11 protein-coding genes and 2 pseudogenes are annotated in these 14,378 nt (G+C 62.9%); 8 read left to right on the top strand and 5 right to left on the bottom strand.

The genetic code is table 11. The annotated features are described in order from the left end of the window. Positions 1-115: 115 nt before the first annotated feature. Positions 116-1,105: a LysR family transcriptional regulator gene (locus tag AC3EO4_RS16595; RefSeq protein WP_379576353.1), complete on the bottom strand. Its 990-nt coding sequence runs from the start codon at positions 1,103-1,105 to the stop codon at positions 116-118. On the opposite strand from AC3EO4_RS16595, the gene AC3EO4_RS16590 reads away from it, so the two are divergent. Beyond that, positions 1,083-2,462, top strand: coding sequence for an aspartate aminotransferase family protein (locus AC3EO4_RS16590; protein WP_431896384.1), 1,380 nt, complete (start codon positions 1,083-1,085; stop codon positions 2,460-2,462). The genes AC3EO4_RS16595 and AC3EO4_RS16590 overlap by 23 nt on opposite strands. A 130-nt stretch (positions 2,463-2,592) precedes the next feature. On the opposite strand, the gene AC3EO4_RS16585 is transcribed toward AC3EO4_RS16590, so the two are convergent. Continuing rightward, entirely contained in the window at positions 2,593-3,303 is a 711-nt protein-coding gene (locus AC3EO4_RS16585) for a ubiquinone/menaquinone biosynthesis methyltransferase (RefSeq protein WP_379576350.1), read from the bottom strand. A 397-nt stretch (positions 3,304-3,700) separates the two neighbouring features. On the opposite strand from AC3EO4_RS16585, the gene AC3EO4_RS16580 reads away from it, so the two are divergent. Next, positions 3,701-4,375: a GIY-YIG nuclease family protein gene (locus AC3EO4_RS16580; RefSeq protein ID WP_431896381.1), complete on the top strand. Its 675-nt coding sequence runs from the start codon at positions 3,701-3,703 to the stop codon at positions 4,373-4,375. A 57-nt stretch (positions 4,376-4,432) separates the two neighbouring features. Next, complete coding sequence (locus AC3EO4_RS16575; RefSeq protein ID WP_431896379.1) at positions 4,433-5,050, top strand: DUF4240 domain-containing protein; 618 nt, start codon at positions 4,433-4,435, stop codon at positions 5,048-5,050. A gap of 226 nt (positions 5,051-5,276) precedes the next feature. Here the strand turns inward: AC3EO4_RS16575 and AC3EO4_RS16570 are convergent. Next, positions 5,277-5,549: pseudogene (locus tag AC3EO4_RS16570) on the bottom strand (transposase); the annotation flags it as partial. Between the two features lie 64 nt (positions 5,550-5,613). After that, complete coding sequence (locus tag AC3EO4_RS16565) at positions 5,614-8,619, bottom strand: NACHT domain-containing protein (protein WP_431896378.1); 3,006 nt, start codon at positions 8,617-8,619, stop codon at positions 5,614-5,616. A gap of 620 nt (positions 8,620-9,239) precedes the next feature. Here AC3EO4_RS16565 and AC3EO4_RS16560 point away from each other — a divergent pair. The 4 genes from AC3EO4_RS16560 to AC3EO4_RS16545 all read left to right on the top strand — a co-directional run bounded on the left by AC3EO4_RS16560 (position 9,240) and on the right by AC3EO4_RS16545 (position 12,835). Next, on the top strand, positions 9,240-9,668 hold the full coding sequence (locus AC3EO4_RS16560; RefSeq protein ID WP_431896376.1) for a hypothetical protein: 429 nt from the start codon (positions 9,240-9,242) through the stop codon (positions 9,666-9,668). Positions 9,669-9,999: 331 nt separating this feature from the next. Next, positions 10,000-10,962 carry an ankyrin repeat domain-containing protein gene (locus tag AC3EO4_RS16555; protein ID WP_379576344.1) on the top strand — a complete coding sequence of 321 codons (963 nt, stop codon included), beginning with the start codon at positions 10,000-10,002 and terminating at the stop codon, positions 10,960-10,962. Positions 10,963-11,267: 305 nt separating this feature from the next. Beyond that, the gene (locus AC3EO4_RS16550) at positions 11,268-11,867 is read left to right on the top strand and encodes a hypothetical protein (RefSeq protein ID WP_379576342.1); all 600 of its coding nucleotides are present in this window, start codon (positions 11,268-11,270) and stop codon (positions 11,865-11,867) included. A gap of 437 nt (positions 11,868-12,304) precedes the next feature. Next, positions 12,305-12,835: a CbrC family protein gene (locus AC3EO4_RS16545; protein WP_379576340.1), complete on the top strand. Its 531-nt coding sequence runs from the start codon at positions 12,305-12,307 to the stop codon at positions 12,833-12,835. 43 nt (positions 12,836-12,878) lie between these two features. Here the strand turns inward: AC3EO4_RS16545 and AC3EO4_RS16540 are convergent, their stop codons facing one another. After that, entirely contained in the window at positions 12,879-13,463 is a 585-nt protein-coding gene (locus AC3EO4_RS16540; RefSeq protein WP_379576338.1) for a DUF4240 domain-containing protein, read from the bottom strand. Between the two features lie 357 nt (positions 13,464-13,820). Here AC3EO4_RS16540 and AC3EO4_RS16535 point away from each other — a divergent pair. Beyond that, positions 13,821-14,048 (top strand): annotated as a pseudogene (locus AC3EO4_RS16535) (helix-turn-helix domain-containing protein); the annotation flags it as partial. Positions 14,049-14,378 lie beyond the last annotated feature (330 nt).

Below are 14,378 nucleotides of genomic sequence, written 5' to 3'. Positions count from 1 at the left end.
GCGCATGTCCCCCTGCCGTCATCGGCGGCGAATCGGCGCTCACGTTCCTCGTGCTCGGCCTGGCGCTGTGGCTGAGGAGACTCACGGCACGAGCCGACAGGGTCTCCGGACCAGCTCACCAGGCCGGTACGGCCTGGCAGGCGCTGTCGCGAAGCTGGGCCACCGCACGGGCGATGAGGTCGCCGCGGCGTCGGTCCTGGCGGGCGTGGACGACGATGCGCCGCGAGACGGTGGGGCGAACCAGGGGCCTGGCGACGACCCCGTCAGGGAGCTCGGCGACGGCCAGGCGCGGCAGGACTGTGACGCCGATACCCGTCTCCACCAGTCGCAGCGCCGCCCGGTGATCGTCCAGGCGGGCGGCATGGCGCGGCGTGAATCCGGCGGCCTTGCAAGCGGTCAAGATGATCTGCCCGATCGGGCTGTCGTAGATGTCGTGGTCGATCCAGGGCTCACCTTCGAGGTCCAAGAAAGCGATCTCGCGGGCATCGGCGAGGGGGTGGGCACCGGGGAGCACGGCGACGAGTTCCTCGATGGTGAGTTCGTGACGCTGGTAGCCGTCAAGCTGTAGTTCGGCTCCATTCGCGGGCTCAGTCCGGATGTCGAGGTCTGGCCGCCGGCGACCGCGCCCGTCGACGGGCTCGTTGAGGCTGATCTCGACGGTGAGGTTCGGTTGGTGCCGGCGAACGGTCCGCACGACCTCTGGGATCCACCGCTCGGCCGCGGAAGCGAAGCAGGCGATCGCCAGATGCTGCGCCTGACCGCCCCGAAGGTCCGCGACGACTCGTTCAAGCCGCCCGAAGTCGGCGAGGAGCGACTGAGCTTGATCTGCCAGGTGCCGTGCGGCATCGGTGGGGCTGATACCGCGTCCTTGCTTCTCGAAGAGGACCAGCCCGGTCTCCTTCGCCAGCGTGGTCATGTGCTGGCTGATCGTCGCGGGAGAGTAGCTGAGGTTCCGCGCCGCCTTGTTGATCGACCCGGCCGCCAGGACGGCGCGCAGGATCGCGAGGCGTTGCGGATTGAGCATGGATCGATAGTAAGGCAATGCCGAATGATGCGTTGTATTTGTTTGCTTGTTACGAGTTTTGTCACCGATCGAAGATGGCATCGAGCGGAAGATTCGACGTCGGCTCGGACGCGATCAGAAAGGGTTGGCGATGGACACAACGTTTTGGGACGAGGCGGACCGCCTCCTGATCCGCTACGGAGCCGGCTTCACCCCGCGGGTCATCGAACGTGCCTCTGGTGTGTATGTCTTCGATCGCCAGGGCACGCCGATTCTCGACTTCACCTCAGGACAGATGAGTTCCATCCTCGGCCATGCACACCCCGATATCGTGGCAACGGTTTCGTCCGCCGTTGCGTCGCTGGACCACCTCTTCAGCGGCATGCTCAGCACCCCCGTGCTGGAGCTCGCCCAGAGGCTCACCGCGACCCTGCCCCCGACGCTCGGCAAGATGCTGCTGCTCACCACAGGGGCCGAGGCGAACGAGGCCGCGATCAAGATGGCCAAGCTCTCCACCGGCCGCTTTGAGATCGTCTCCTTCGACCGCTCCTGGCACGGCATGACCCAAGGGGCCGCCGCCGCGACCTTCTCCGCCGGGCGGCGCGGCTACGGTCCGCCGACACCGGGAAACCTCGCGCTGCCCGCGCCGAACTCCTATCGTTCGCCGTTCCGATCCTCCGACGGGTCACACGACTGGGAGGCTGAGCTCGCCTACGGCTTCGCCCTGGTCGACCGGCAATCCGCCGGAAGTCTCGCCGCCTGCCTCATCGAGCCCATCCTGTCCTCAGGCGGGATCATCGACCTGCCGCCCGGGTATCTGCGTCGACTCAAAGAGATGTGTGACGAACGCGGGATGCTGCTCATCCTGGACGAGGCGCAGACCGGTCTCGGCCGTACCGGAACGATGTACGCGTTCGAGCGCGACGGGGTCACACCCGACATCCTGACCTTGTCGAAGACCTTGGGAGCCGGACTGCCGGTGGCGGCTGTCGTCACGACCGCCGAAATCGAGCAGGTCTGCCACGACCGGGGGTTCCTCTTCTACACCACCCACGTCTCCGACCCCTTGGCGGCTGCCGTGGCGCTGACGGTCCTTGACGTCATCGACCGCGAGAACCTCACAGAGCGTGCCGCGACGCTAGGCGATCAGCTCACCGACCGGCTGCTGGCGCTTCGCGACAACTACGAAGTCGTCGGTGACGTTCGAGGCCGTGGCCTGCTCCAAGGCGTCGAGCTCGTCAAGGACAAGAAGAGCAAGGCGCCCGCCGACGCGCTGGGCAACGCGATCACCTCGGCCTGTCTCGAACGAGGCCTGCACATGAACATCGTCCAGCTACCTGAGATGGGCGGCATCTTCCGCATCGCCCCACCTCTCACGATCAGGGACGACGAACTGCACACCGGCGTGGACATCCTCGAGGCCTCTCTGAAAGCCGTGCTCGACGCCGCCGCCAGGTGATGTGAATCCGTTGGACGCGCCTGGCTCGGTCCGATCGAGGAACACCACGACAGTGATCGCGAGATGTGACGGACTCGCCGGTCCCACCCGGCCCTCGCGACGAGCGGAAGATCAGCGCGGCTCCGCAAGGCTACGGCTTCCGGGCCGAGATGATCATGTGAGTGCCGAAGAACCTCTTCTTCCACGCTATGGAGGCGAAGCCGACCCGACGAAGGATCGCGACGACCTCCTTTGGAGTCATGAATCCGAGTGTGGATTCCTGCAGGTATGCGTATGACTCACGATCGCGGGCGACCAGCCGGCCGAGAAGGGGAATCACAACGCGAACGCCCAGAGCCACTGGGTAACGGAGCGGTCCTCGTGGCGGGCACGTCTCCAGAATGACGACCCGACCTCCGGGTTTGAGTACCCGGTACTGCTCTTCGAGCACGCGCTGGGCATCATCGACATTGCGAAGGAGATAACCATGCGTGACGGCGTCGAAGGACTCGTCACCGAAGGGCAGATCGTTCGCATCCGCGTGCTGCCACATGATGGCGGAGGCCCCCGGTTTGCTCGCCGCTTCCGCCAGCATCCGCTCCGAGAAATCGACGGCATGGATGGTTGAGTTCGGATACTTCTCCCGTGCGGCAAGAGCGATGACGCCGGTTCCGGTGGCGACATCGAGCATGTTTCCACCCGGAGGGACTTTCGTACTCACTGCGACCTCACGGCACCAGGCGGCATGTCGCCCCAGCGTCATGAGGCGATTCATCCGGTCGTAGTAGTCAGTGATCTTGTTGAACGTCCGCTGGACGTCCTGGCCCTTGGACGGCGGCGGATCATGAGACTCCTCAGTCATCCTTCCACCCTGCCGGGGACATCGCCGGCCCTCCTCCCCCGTACGGGGGATCACGCACCTCGCATGGGGGAGATCACCGGGCAGGGTGGACGGCGATCGGGGCGGGGTCGACGACGCCCGCGCCGACTCTCAGGGGCTGTCCACCGGGACTACTCCGGCTGATCCGCGCCGTGCAGAGCGGTCCTGAGGACGTCGATGGCCTGGGCCGTGGGCAACGCTTACCGGTAAACCCGTTGCGTCCGGGGGAGCAGATATTCCTTCTGACGTAACACTAAAAGGTACCCCACACAAAGTTTGGTGGAATGACCAGGAAATCACTTTCCCATCGTGGGACGCAGCCGTTCGGTACCTTGAGGAGCAAGTTCATAAGGGCAAGGTATGCATAAAGCCCGAGTGCATGACCAACGGAGCCATTTGGGCGGATGAATCCGAGGCGGCCCTGGAGAAGGGCATATGCACACGAAAGCCTGCAATGTGCAAGAAGGCGGACGCAGTTCGCTCCGGCCAGGAGTTCGGGCTGCGGACGGCACTTGCTGCGATTGGAGGGCACGGGTTTATGACGCTCCTCGCCAACGGCGATACCGGATACGGAAAACCGTGGGGCAGGAGAGACCAGGGGTTGTACTTGTTGATGGACAAGAATGGAAGGGTTATAAAAGTCGGCGAAACGAACGACTTCAAGAGACGACAAGGCGATTACAATAGCCCGCAAAAGTATCCAGGCCTTCAGGAGCTTCAACCTAAAATCATGGTGCTGTTTCTGAGCAATAGTGGCGATATTCGCAAAGGAGTGGAGGATGTAGTTTATGATGCCCTTAAGAGGTCGGGAGCCACGAGGAGTAACCGGTGGAATAAGGGGCGCATGGCGAACCCTCAAGGAAATTCAGAGAGCGACCAGGCCGCGCGTGATCGTAGACTAGACGCACGGAAGATCGGCTTCCGATTCTTTCTAAGAATAGGAATCGGCCTTGTTGTCAACGGGCGAGGGAACGCAGCAATTCACGCGGAGCCTTGGATTAAGACTGGCGGGCTCTCCAGAGGGCCCGGAATGGGGAGAATAGGCATGAGGTAGCCATTAGCGGATAGCGTAATTCGCTAACCGTAGAAGCGGATAAAATCGAAGGCGGCAATGGACATAGATCAATTCTGGCAACTTATTGAACAATCGCATGCCGAAACAAGCACCAAGGCGATGCGCATAGATTGGCTTCAAGGGCGGGTATCCGAGCTTGGCGCCGAGGATATTCTCGACTTTCAGGTATGGATCGAAATAATGGAGCGGAGATCCTCGCAATGGGATCTTTATGCGGCATTCTGTAACCTCCTCTTCGAAGGATCCGGCGACGCATTCTTTGGTTTTCAATATTGGCCGATAGGCCAAGGACGAGAATCGTTTGAGATGATAGTCGCAAGTCCTGATCGACTATCCGAATTGAACCAGGTGAGGGTTTTTCGCGATGCTGTCATCCGTGGGCGCGGATCTAGACGTAAAGTGACTTGGAGTGATGACGAATATCCCTCATTTGAGGATCTGGCATCCGTTGCTTATAGGGCATATGCATCAAAGGATGAGATGTCGTCTGTTAGCTATGAAGAGGTTATATATATCCTGCGACAAAGAGTCGATGCCAAGGTGGACCTTGGCCAATACGGTATAGGAGTATGGGGCGAACAATGGGATGTCGATGATCGTCGAGAGCTTTTGCGCCGGCTCCCGATGACCGCGCATTGTTTGGGGATTTCTTAAGTGGGAGCTTAATAGTACGCCCTATTTGCCCTCCATTACTTGCGTGGCGCACGAAGCTCGTATTGACGGGACCTTCATGTCAAGAACACCAACCTGCTTGAGACACTCCGAACAGCCACAGAGCCAGGCACTCACCTGCACATGTGACGGTCACACGGAGACTTGGTGATCATCGAATGGCGTCTATCGAGACACCGGGACATCCGGACGACGCGACCTCGCCAACCGGATAGCGCTGGGCGACCGCCCGGCGGGCCAGCCGCGCACGCACGGCCCGCGTGTCCCATGTCGAGGTGGTGACGAACTGCTGCAGTCCTTGATGATCCACACCGAGCCGCTCAGCCATCGGCTGCATCGACTTGCGCCGCCCGTCCAGCAGCAGCCCACGCAGGTACGTCTCGCCCTTGGCCCGCTGATCCGAGCGAGACATGGGCGCGAACACCTCCGCAGCGAACGCCTCAAGACGTTGCCGCACAACCGAAAGCTCCTCAGGGGTCACTGAAGCATGAAACTACCCGGATCGCCCCGACAACCCCACGACACGCCGACCTAACAAAGCACTACTAGGTGACCTGGTCGTGTGCTGGAGCTGTTCCCGAGGGTAGACATTGCGGCGCGTAGCGGATGAGGAGACCGCGATAGGGATTAGCCCATCGGCGGTGGCGTTGGCGGTAATTCAGCCCAAGTAGTGTGCATATGCCCGTGGCGGAGATCAGCAGCCAGACCCCGTAGCTACCCAGGAGCGGGGCTCGCCAGTCAGTGAGCGTCGCCACGCCATATGCGGACAGCCCCCCAGCACTCAATAGACCTCCCAGCGATACCGCACACCCAGCAGCTATGCCGGCTGTCTCGCCAATGTGAAGGAGCGATTTGAGGAGAACGAGTACGCCCGCCGCCAGCAGCAAGAATGCTCCCCCCGTGGTCACCCATGCCAGCCAAGTGGGTCCCCAGGGCCCGGAGCCGCGGATTGTGGAAACAAAGCGATAGCCGCCGGTACCCGCAACGAGGAGCGCTGTCAGCCATAGTGAAGCCGCGAAAGCCCGGCGTAAAAACCGGGGTTCCGCTCTGGTCTCCCCTAGCAACGCCCAGTCCTGTCGGCCGCCCCAGCCCTTACGGAGTCCGCCTGCCACAACCGCCCGCATCGGCCATTCGAGCGCACGCAGGAGATTTTTGACCGCCTCGCCGACTTCCGCTTGGCTGATGACCAGCTCTGCCAACTCGTCAGCGGCCACACGGAGTTTGTCATCACTCGCGTGTTTCGGGGAGATCGCTGACAAGGCAGACCAGACCTGGTCGGACTCCGAAGGTGCAAGCGTGCTGGACGACAGTCGTGTCCGGCTTTTGATCACCTCCACAGCAGCGCGTGCCGGTTCGGGAAGCGTGCGGTTGAGCCGAACCAAGGGGTTGGGATCAGTGGCAAGGGACGCCAACGCGACCGGCGGGAAGATCGGCGGTAATCCATCGGGAGGTAGCGCGACCGAGGATGAATCAGGCGAAGCCTTGGAGCGCAGGCCCTCAACCGAGTGTGAAAGCTCTGGACCGCGCAGGGTCTTAACGACCGCCTCGACCACGGAGCAGAGCCGAGGCGACCAATCGCCGCGATAGGGCCTAGTGATCCAGGTGGTGCTTCCCTCACTCGTGTTGCCGCCGAGCGATGCCCGCACATCGTCGCTGTTTAGCAGCGCCGCCAGCCACCAGGCCACCCGCTCAGAGTTATAGAACTCCGGAAGCAACTCCACCAAAGCCTCAGCGGCAGCAGGCGTGCCCAGCAGGCCGAGTTCGTCGATGGCCCATGTTCGCCACTCTTTGGCAAGCCTGGGCACCGCCAGGTCGCCCATGGCTCGCAGGGCCTGACGAGCCGTGGGATTCGATTCCGCAGCCTCGAGGAGACGCCGGAGGGCCTCCGGGTGTCCAGAGGCGGCCAGCACTCGGTAGGCAACGTGTGCCGGAGTGTTCGCGTCTGGATCGGCTATCTCCAGTAGCCTGGACAGCACCCGCTGCCCGCGCGGCCCACCTGCTCCCGCTAGCGTGCCCAGGGCCCGGACGACAGGCTCCTGCAGGTGTTCTTCACAACGCACCCTGTCTATGAAGACATCGATGACTTCTTCTGCAAAGACATAGTCGACTCTCGTCGCCTCGGCAAGGCAGAGCAGCACCAGCGGACGTGCTTTGGGATCTACGTATATTGCTCGCAGTAGCCATGTGCAGTCCTCGCTGACCTGCCCGCACCAGATGCGCACTACCTCCTGCCAGGCGGCGGGGTCGCCTCTGTAGAGCCGGAGCAGGTCGTCACCACGTTTGGACAGCTCGACCGCTGCCAGATACTCCTGAAGAGTGAGGTGGCGGAAGGCGTAGATTTGGTCGGCCTCGGCGAGCCGGATCAGGAGCCGGCTGCGGTCGACGATCTCGTCGATCAGCTCGGCCGCCTGGCGGGGCTCCAGGTTGAAGTCGTCTGCCTCGGCCCGGACCGCAGCCAGAAGGTCGCGGTGGCTGATTGTCCTTCCGTTCGGATTATTCATCAACAACAACGCCACCTTGCGCAGGACCGCCAACTTCAGCGCCGACCCGTGGCGGGTCAGGCCGTCCAGCCCACGCGCCTCGTCCCTGCGTAATAGGTAGGCGATGGCCTGCTCGTAGAATTCTGAGCGGGACTTGGGCAGTCTCTCTGCCCGCTCGCCGAAGAGGCCATCCATGTATAGATACGAAATCATGGTGAGCAGCATCGGGCTTCGGGCCAGTTCCAGCAGGTGTCGGCTTGCGCGCAGCGCTGCAACCAGTAGCTCGCATCGCTTGCGATCCTTGATCAGGTGCAGCAGCAGTCGGCGCAGCGCGGCGTCGTCGAGTTCGGCGACCTCGAGTGGCGCGCCGAACTCGGCGGCCAGCATGCCCTTGTATACCGACTCGCGACAGGTCACGGCCATAGGGCATTCGCTGTTTCGTCTGGCCAGCTCCCGAAGCTCATTGAGGGCAGCCGGAAGGTGGTCCCGCGCCACCTCGTCCAAGCCGTCGAAGTACAGCCGCAGTCGCCCCGCATTTAGCGCGTCGTCCAATTGCTCAACACTGAATTGGTGACGGCCATGACTGAGCGCCCTAGCCAGCAGTTCCCTCAGCGTGGTGGAGCCGTACTGGTGCAGGTCGATGAGAACTGGAACATGCGGATCGCGCGCCGGATCACGGGCCCAGGCCAGCATGAGGTGCTTGAGCAGCATTGACTTGCCCGCGCCGGGTTCGCCCACGATAATTACCCGGCTCTTTCCCGCGACCACGTGCTCGATGTTCAACCGGCGCCCGCCAGACTCGTACTGGACTGGGATGTAGACCTCTTCGACGGTGATGGCCGCATCGTCCCGGCGGAAGCCCACGGTATGCGTGGCGTAGTTCCGCCGCACATCGCTGACGTACTTTCGAACGGCTCGTCGGCTCAGCGGGCCCTTGCTCGGCCGGTGCAGGAGACGGTCAAGAGTACGCTTGCCGATCTCCTCAACGAGTCCTCCGAAGAATTTGTCGATGAGCCAGCCAATGACTAGGAGAGAGGCCCCGCCCACGGTCACAAGAACAGCTAGATCCATGCATCCATCCTCTTGAAGGGGCTGGAGCGCCGCATAACTCTATGATGATGATCCTGCTGCAGAAGGGGAATTCCTTCCACTGGCAATAGCCGAGCTGTTGGTGCTCCTGGTAAGACGGCCGTGCGATGTGATCAGGTCGCCTGAGCAACTCACGGTTTGAGCCGCCGTCCCTTGTCCCCGTGGCTCTACTCGAAGGTGGACGCCGAAGATCGGGCGCTGAGGGGTACGAGATGTACCGCTTTGGCGATACGACATGACTAACGGTGAGGCTGCCGCCGTGGAGATGCTGCGGGGATTCTTCGCCGATCTGTTCGGCAAGCACCTCGTGGATGGAGGCTCCGACACATGAGGGACGATGCTCGCCTGGAACCATCACTACCCAAGATCTACCGGTCATTACGTAGGGCTATTAGGCCTCGAGGAGCGAAAGCCCCGCAGCGGCATGACCGTCTGCTTTCCAGGCGGAGCGATCGTCCTCATTGGGCGGCGGACGCCGTGGTCAGAGGGTGGTGGGATGGCGGCCGAGGTGAGCCCGCGTGTGGGGACGTTGCTGTCAGCACTGCTGTCACCGCCCCGCCGGAGCCTGCCGAGGACGTTCCAGTCTGTAGGACCATGTCCCCATGTCAGTGACCGAGTTCGCCGGCGTGGCCGAGGACCAAGATCGTGGTGTCACCCCCAGGACAGGGCTGTACGAGTTCTGGACCGCAGAAGACGCCCACGTCTACCTCCACGACACCGACTTCAGACGCCTGACCTATCAACCCGGCCGGCCGCCGGTGCTGGAGCTGGAGTTCGTCTACGACCCGCAGTGGACTCCACCCGAGCTGTCGGGGACGCCCGCCGTGGTCTTCCGGTTCGAGGATGTACGCCTCGTCGAGTGGTGTGAGGACCAGGAGGGGCATGACTGCGTGGCCACCCACCCGGATGCTCCTCACGGTCAGGTCAGCTGCTTCGACTGGGACGGCAGCGACCTGTTCGTGTTGGACACCTTCACGTTGCGTCTGGCCTTCCGTGCGCCGCGAGTAGTCGTGACGGTGCACGCGAAGTAGAACGGGGAGCCCAACACACCTTCCCGCTTGAATCTCAGACCACTTCATTACGAGTGAGAACGAGATCATCCACAGCCGTCCACGACTCTCCGATACCCCAGCTCGCGCGTCACCGTAAGGGGTGGTCCACCCACGAGCGTCCACGATCGTCCACGGCCGTTGTTAGCATCAGCGTTAGCAAGATCACGACGTCTGGGTCACGGGACGCTTCCGAGGCAGGGCCCGTTTGAGCTGCCAGATCTCCGATGCCTCGCGAGGTGTCGACCAAAATGTCCGCCCTGTAGACCATGATCAGCAACGTATGTGTCCCTGCGTTGTCCAAGGAGTTGCCATGGCTGCTACCGATGACGTCGGATGGTGGATCGTCGGCTATGACGAGTGGACAGGCCTCGACCTGATCCGCGACCGGCTCGCCGCGGGCGCTGATCCCAACTCCGGCGTACACATCTTTGAAAAGCCGCTGCATATGGCGGCTGAGCGGGGATCGCCTGAAGTGGTCGCCGAGTTGGCCATACGCGTCGACGATGTCGACGCCGAACATCGAGGCCGCACCGCGCTCTGGATGGCTGTCTTCGAAGGCCATTCGGACAAAGCCCGAGCCCTCGTCGCCGCTGGAGCGGACCCGTGGCGCCTCATGATGGGCGGCTGGTCCCCCGGCCGTCTCAGCTTGGCCGGCCCTACTCCCAACCTCTTCCCCATCCCCTCACCGGAGATCGGTCTCTCCGAGGCTGAGGCCGCCGCCGCGGCGGAAGCCAAACGTCTGATCCCCGCGCTGGGAGACTTCTATTACGACGGCCTGAGCCTGGCTTGCGTGGCCAGTGTCAGCGCAGCCGAGGCGACAGGGCATCTGGAAGCCACACCGGCTGACGACGTGGACATCGACGCCCTGTACGAGGCCTGGTATAACGTCCCGGACGCCGACCGGATCGTCGGTATCACCGATGTGCCCGGCGGCTGCGTCATCACCCAACCCTGGGGATACACCCCCGACACTCCCGGTCTCGGCAAGCGCGTTTCGCCGGGCACGGTCTGCTACAGCATGTACTCCAATCCCAAGGGCGGCGTCAGCGGACACGTCGCCCGAGACGGTACGGTCTTAGCTTGGGAGACGCATACCGCCTACATGACTCCCCCTGATGCCCCTGCTGAGAGGATCCTCGCCGCCTACCTCTACCGCAACCACCCTCCAGCGTTTTGCTGCGCCGGTGCAGACCTGCGCGTGGCCGACGCCCAGCCGATCACCGGCCCACCTGGCGCCTGGCTACGACTGCCCGAGCGGGACCACTGGGCCTGATGTATGAAGTAGATGCGAGGCAAGACCCGAATCCAACAAATCGGGCCGTTGTCCACATGTGAAGCAGATCATTTTCGAACCGGTGACACCCTTCGATGCGAACCCCGGTGAGGCGTACTGCTCCTGATCACCGGATACCATCCGGTGCCGTCAAGTGCTGTGGGGATGACGCCCGATGAGGTCGGCTGCGTTCCCGTGCCAACGAGTCCGCTGACTTTCGCTGACTCCCTCGACCTTCCAACCTGCCGGCGAGCCCTCACACCTCAGCAACCGCACACACGAGCAATGCGTGGATACTGACGGCTATGGTCATCGTCGACGCCGTCCTGGAGACCTACGACGCGGACGGCTTTACGGCCTGGCCGATCGCGCAACCGTCGAACGACCGCCTTCTCGCCCTCTCCGGCCTGCTGTCTCCCGCCGAGGTAGGGACGGCCATGGCCGTCATCTTCAGCTACAACGGCATCCCTGTCACCCACGCCGCCAACCTGACCGACGCGCATCTGGAACAGCATCTCGCCAAAGCGGAAGGCCTGATCGCTCCCGGCGGGCTGCGCTTCCGCGACACCACCACGGGCGTCAGCATCGCGCCCGGTTGCTGCTTCGGCTTGGAGAACTGGCGGGACTGGTGGGACGTGACTCGGGGGCAAGAACCCTGGCTCGGCCACGGCCCCACGCCGCACATCACACATCTGGGTCATGTCATCCAACTCCGGCAGCACGATGGGGACTCATCCATCGAGATCTCCCGCGGCGAGCTCGCCAGCCTGCTCACCACCGCCCGACAGCACCTCGCTGGTTTCCTCAACCTCGCACGGCAATGGGCGACGGCCACCACCCCAGCGCTGGCCGACAGGCTCATCTCAGCTCTCGACCAATACTTTCTGATCACTATGACGGAGTAAGCGAACGCCAAGGCCATGACCCCTTCGATGCAAAGCCATTTGAACGTGACCCCGATCCGGCACACAAGGCCAGATGACCTGCACGAACAGTCAGCCAAGGTCCATAAACGTCCGCACGTGTACGCCTCGATTGTCACCCAGTTCGTCACTCACGTCTCTACGGTTCCGCGGCCTGAGAGGCTTGTGAGCGTCGGCTCGCGTGCCCTGCACCCGCCGCCTCCCGGCACACTCGACCAGCCCGCTCATCCGGTGGCAAGGACTGACGAAGTCGGTCCGCGGCAGCCGATCGCCCCCGCCACCTACGGCGATTACCGAAGCAAGCGATCGCCACGGCATCAGCCTGCCTCTCAGCCTGGAAAGGGTGGGATGCGCAGGCGTAGACGATGACGTCTCGACCCCGATCCGTTTTTGACAGGTCCACCGCATATTCTGCCGCCATGCTGCCTGACTTCCACTACCATCCGGATCCGCTCAGCACAGGGTCGGTGAAAGCTTCCGATGCAGCGTGCGGGTGTTGTGATCAGCGGCGAGGTTATGTGTACACCGGGCCGGTCTACTGCATGGAGACGCTGGCGAGCGAACCGTGTCCCTGGTGCATCGCGGATGGGAGCCTGGCGGCTCGCTACGATGCCGAACTTGTAGATGTCTACGACGCTCCCGGCAACGTGCCGGAAGGCACGCTTGAGACCATCAGTCGGAGAACCCCTGGCTTCTCCGGATGGCAGCAGGAACGCTGGTTGTTCCACTGCGGTGACGGCGCTGTATTCCTCGGGCCGGTCGGGGCGTCGGAGTTGGCGGCTTTCCCGGACGCGCGGGAAATGCTTCGCTTTGAGAACTCCACCGGCGGATCGTCGCCCGAGCAGGTGGAAGAGTTTCTGGCGGCCCTGGACAAGGACGGAAATCCCACAGCCTATCTGTTCAGATGCCGCATGTGCGGATCTCGCTTGGCGTACGCCGACTTTACGTAGGTCGTTTTACGTAGGTCGTTCGACACCTCACCGTTCCCGGCCGTCATTTCACTTTGTGCAAGAAGAGCGCAGCAAGCCGGGGAGCGCGGCGTTGAATCTCCTCCCGGTTCGAAAGGTCCCACGCTTCACCGACCGGGTCGCCTTCGGAGACACTCCGCAGGACATCGGGCCGCCGAGCGTCGATGGCGTCATCGAAGGTCATGCCGGTCTTATGCTCGTAGGCATTGGGCGCGACATAGAGCAGCGATTCCAACCAGGGCCACTCGCTGCCTTCATCCCAGTCGCTCATCGGTTTGGCCGCCATCACCTGGATGGGGCGATGCTCTGCTAGTGAATCCGGGGAGGCGAGGGCGCTTCCGTAGACCGCCTTTCCTTGCGCTACCAGCCACAACCTGAAGTAGAGGAACGGGTCGTCGCCGCAGTAGCCCTCATAGATGAGCGCGGCCGCGCCCCACAGATCGCACCGATAGGCGGACGAGCACAGGTCGGAAAGGTGCTCGTAGAAGTCCAGGATCTCCTCTGCGGAGACCGCGATCATCATCTCGGTCAATCGGTCGGCGAATGCCTCCGATGACTCCGATTCCATCTGGGCTGTTTCGATCAAGTGCCAGAACTCGTATTGATTCACGCCGCGAGACTAGCTATGTCGTGGCTGAGGTAGCCACCTCGTACGTCACCTACCACCGCGAAGCGGAGCGGCTGACAACCCCGTACCAAGGCTTGCGTCCGTTGAGGCGGCGGGGTGGCCGGGCGGGACCGGCCCGGAGAGGCCGCACGCCCGCCCGGACCGCCCGGCCGCCCGCTGCCCATCGGGCGGCGGCTTGAAACCGTGGAGAAAGTTCTCATCCATGGTGGGTGTCCTGTCCCGGGACATGCTTGACGCGTCAGTCCCAGAACATGTTTGACGGGTGCCGTTGTCGGCCGATCTTTCGTGCGTCGTCTGCGGGCGTCGCGCGTCAGGAGGCCGGGATTGGCCCTGGTGGATATGTCCGTTGTCGAGCAGCGGTATCGGGCGGTTCTGGCTGTGCTGGCCGGTGGGTCGGTGACTCAGGTCGCCGGCGAGGTCGGGGTGGCCCGGCAGACATTGTCGCGGTGGGAGTCTCGGTATCGGGTCGCAGGGCTGGCCGGGTTGGTGGATCGCTCGCGGCGCCCTTTGTCGTCTCCGTCGCAGATGAGCGCGGAGGTGGAGACGCTTGTGTGTGAGTTGCGTCGGTACGGCGCTGAGGTGGCGTGCTGCTCCACGGCCATCAGATCGCGGCCAAGATCGGTACGCGGCTGGTACGTGATCATGGGCACATGCTTGCCATCTACCGCGTCCGGCGGCATACCCCAGAAACGCAAAAGACCTGCATTTCTGCAGGTCAGTGCGTGTATCACTAGCTAGATCGAGTGTGCCCCCTGCAGGATTCGAACCTAATGACTTCCAAGCCCTCTCGGTGAACACCAGAAGCGGCTGGTTCACTCTGCTGACGTCTCGACTCGAACTGGAGCACTGACTCCTCATCGCAGGCCGTGCGCAGCAGGGCGAGCTGGTGCCGAGGGG

This window comes from Nonomuraea sp. bgisy101 (assembly GCF_057708945.1).
This window is presented reverse-complemented; position numbering and strand designations above follow the sequence as displayed.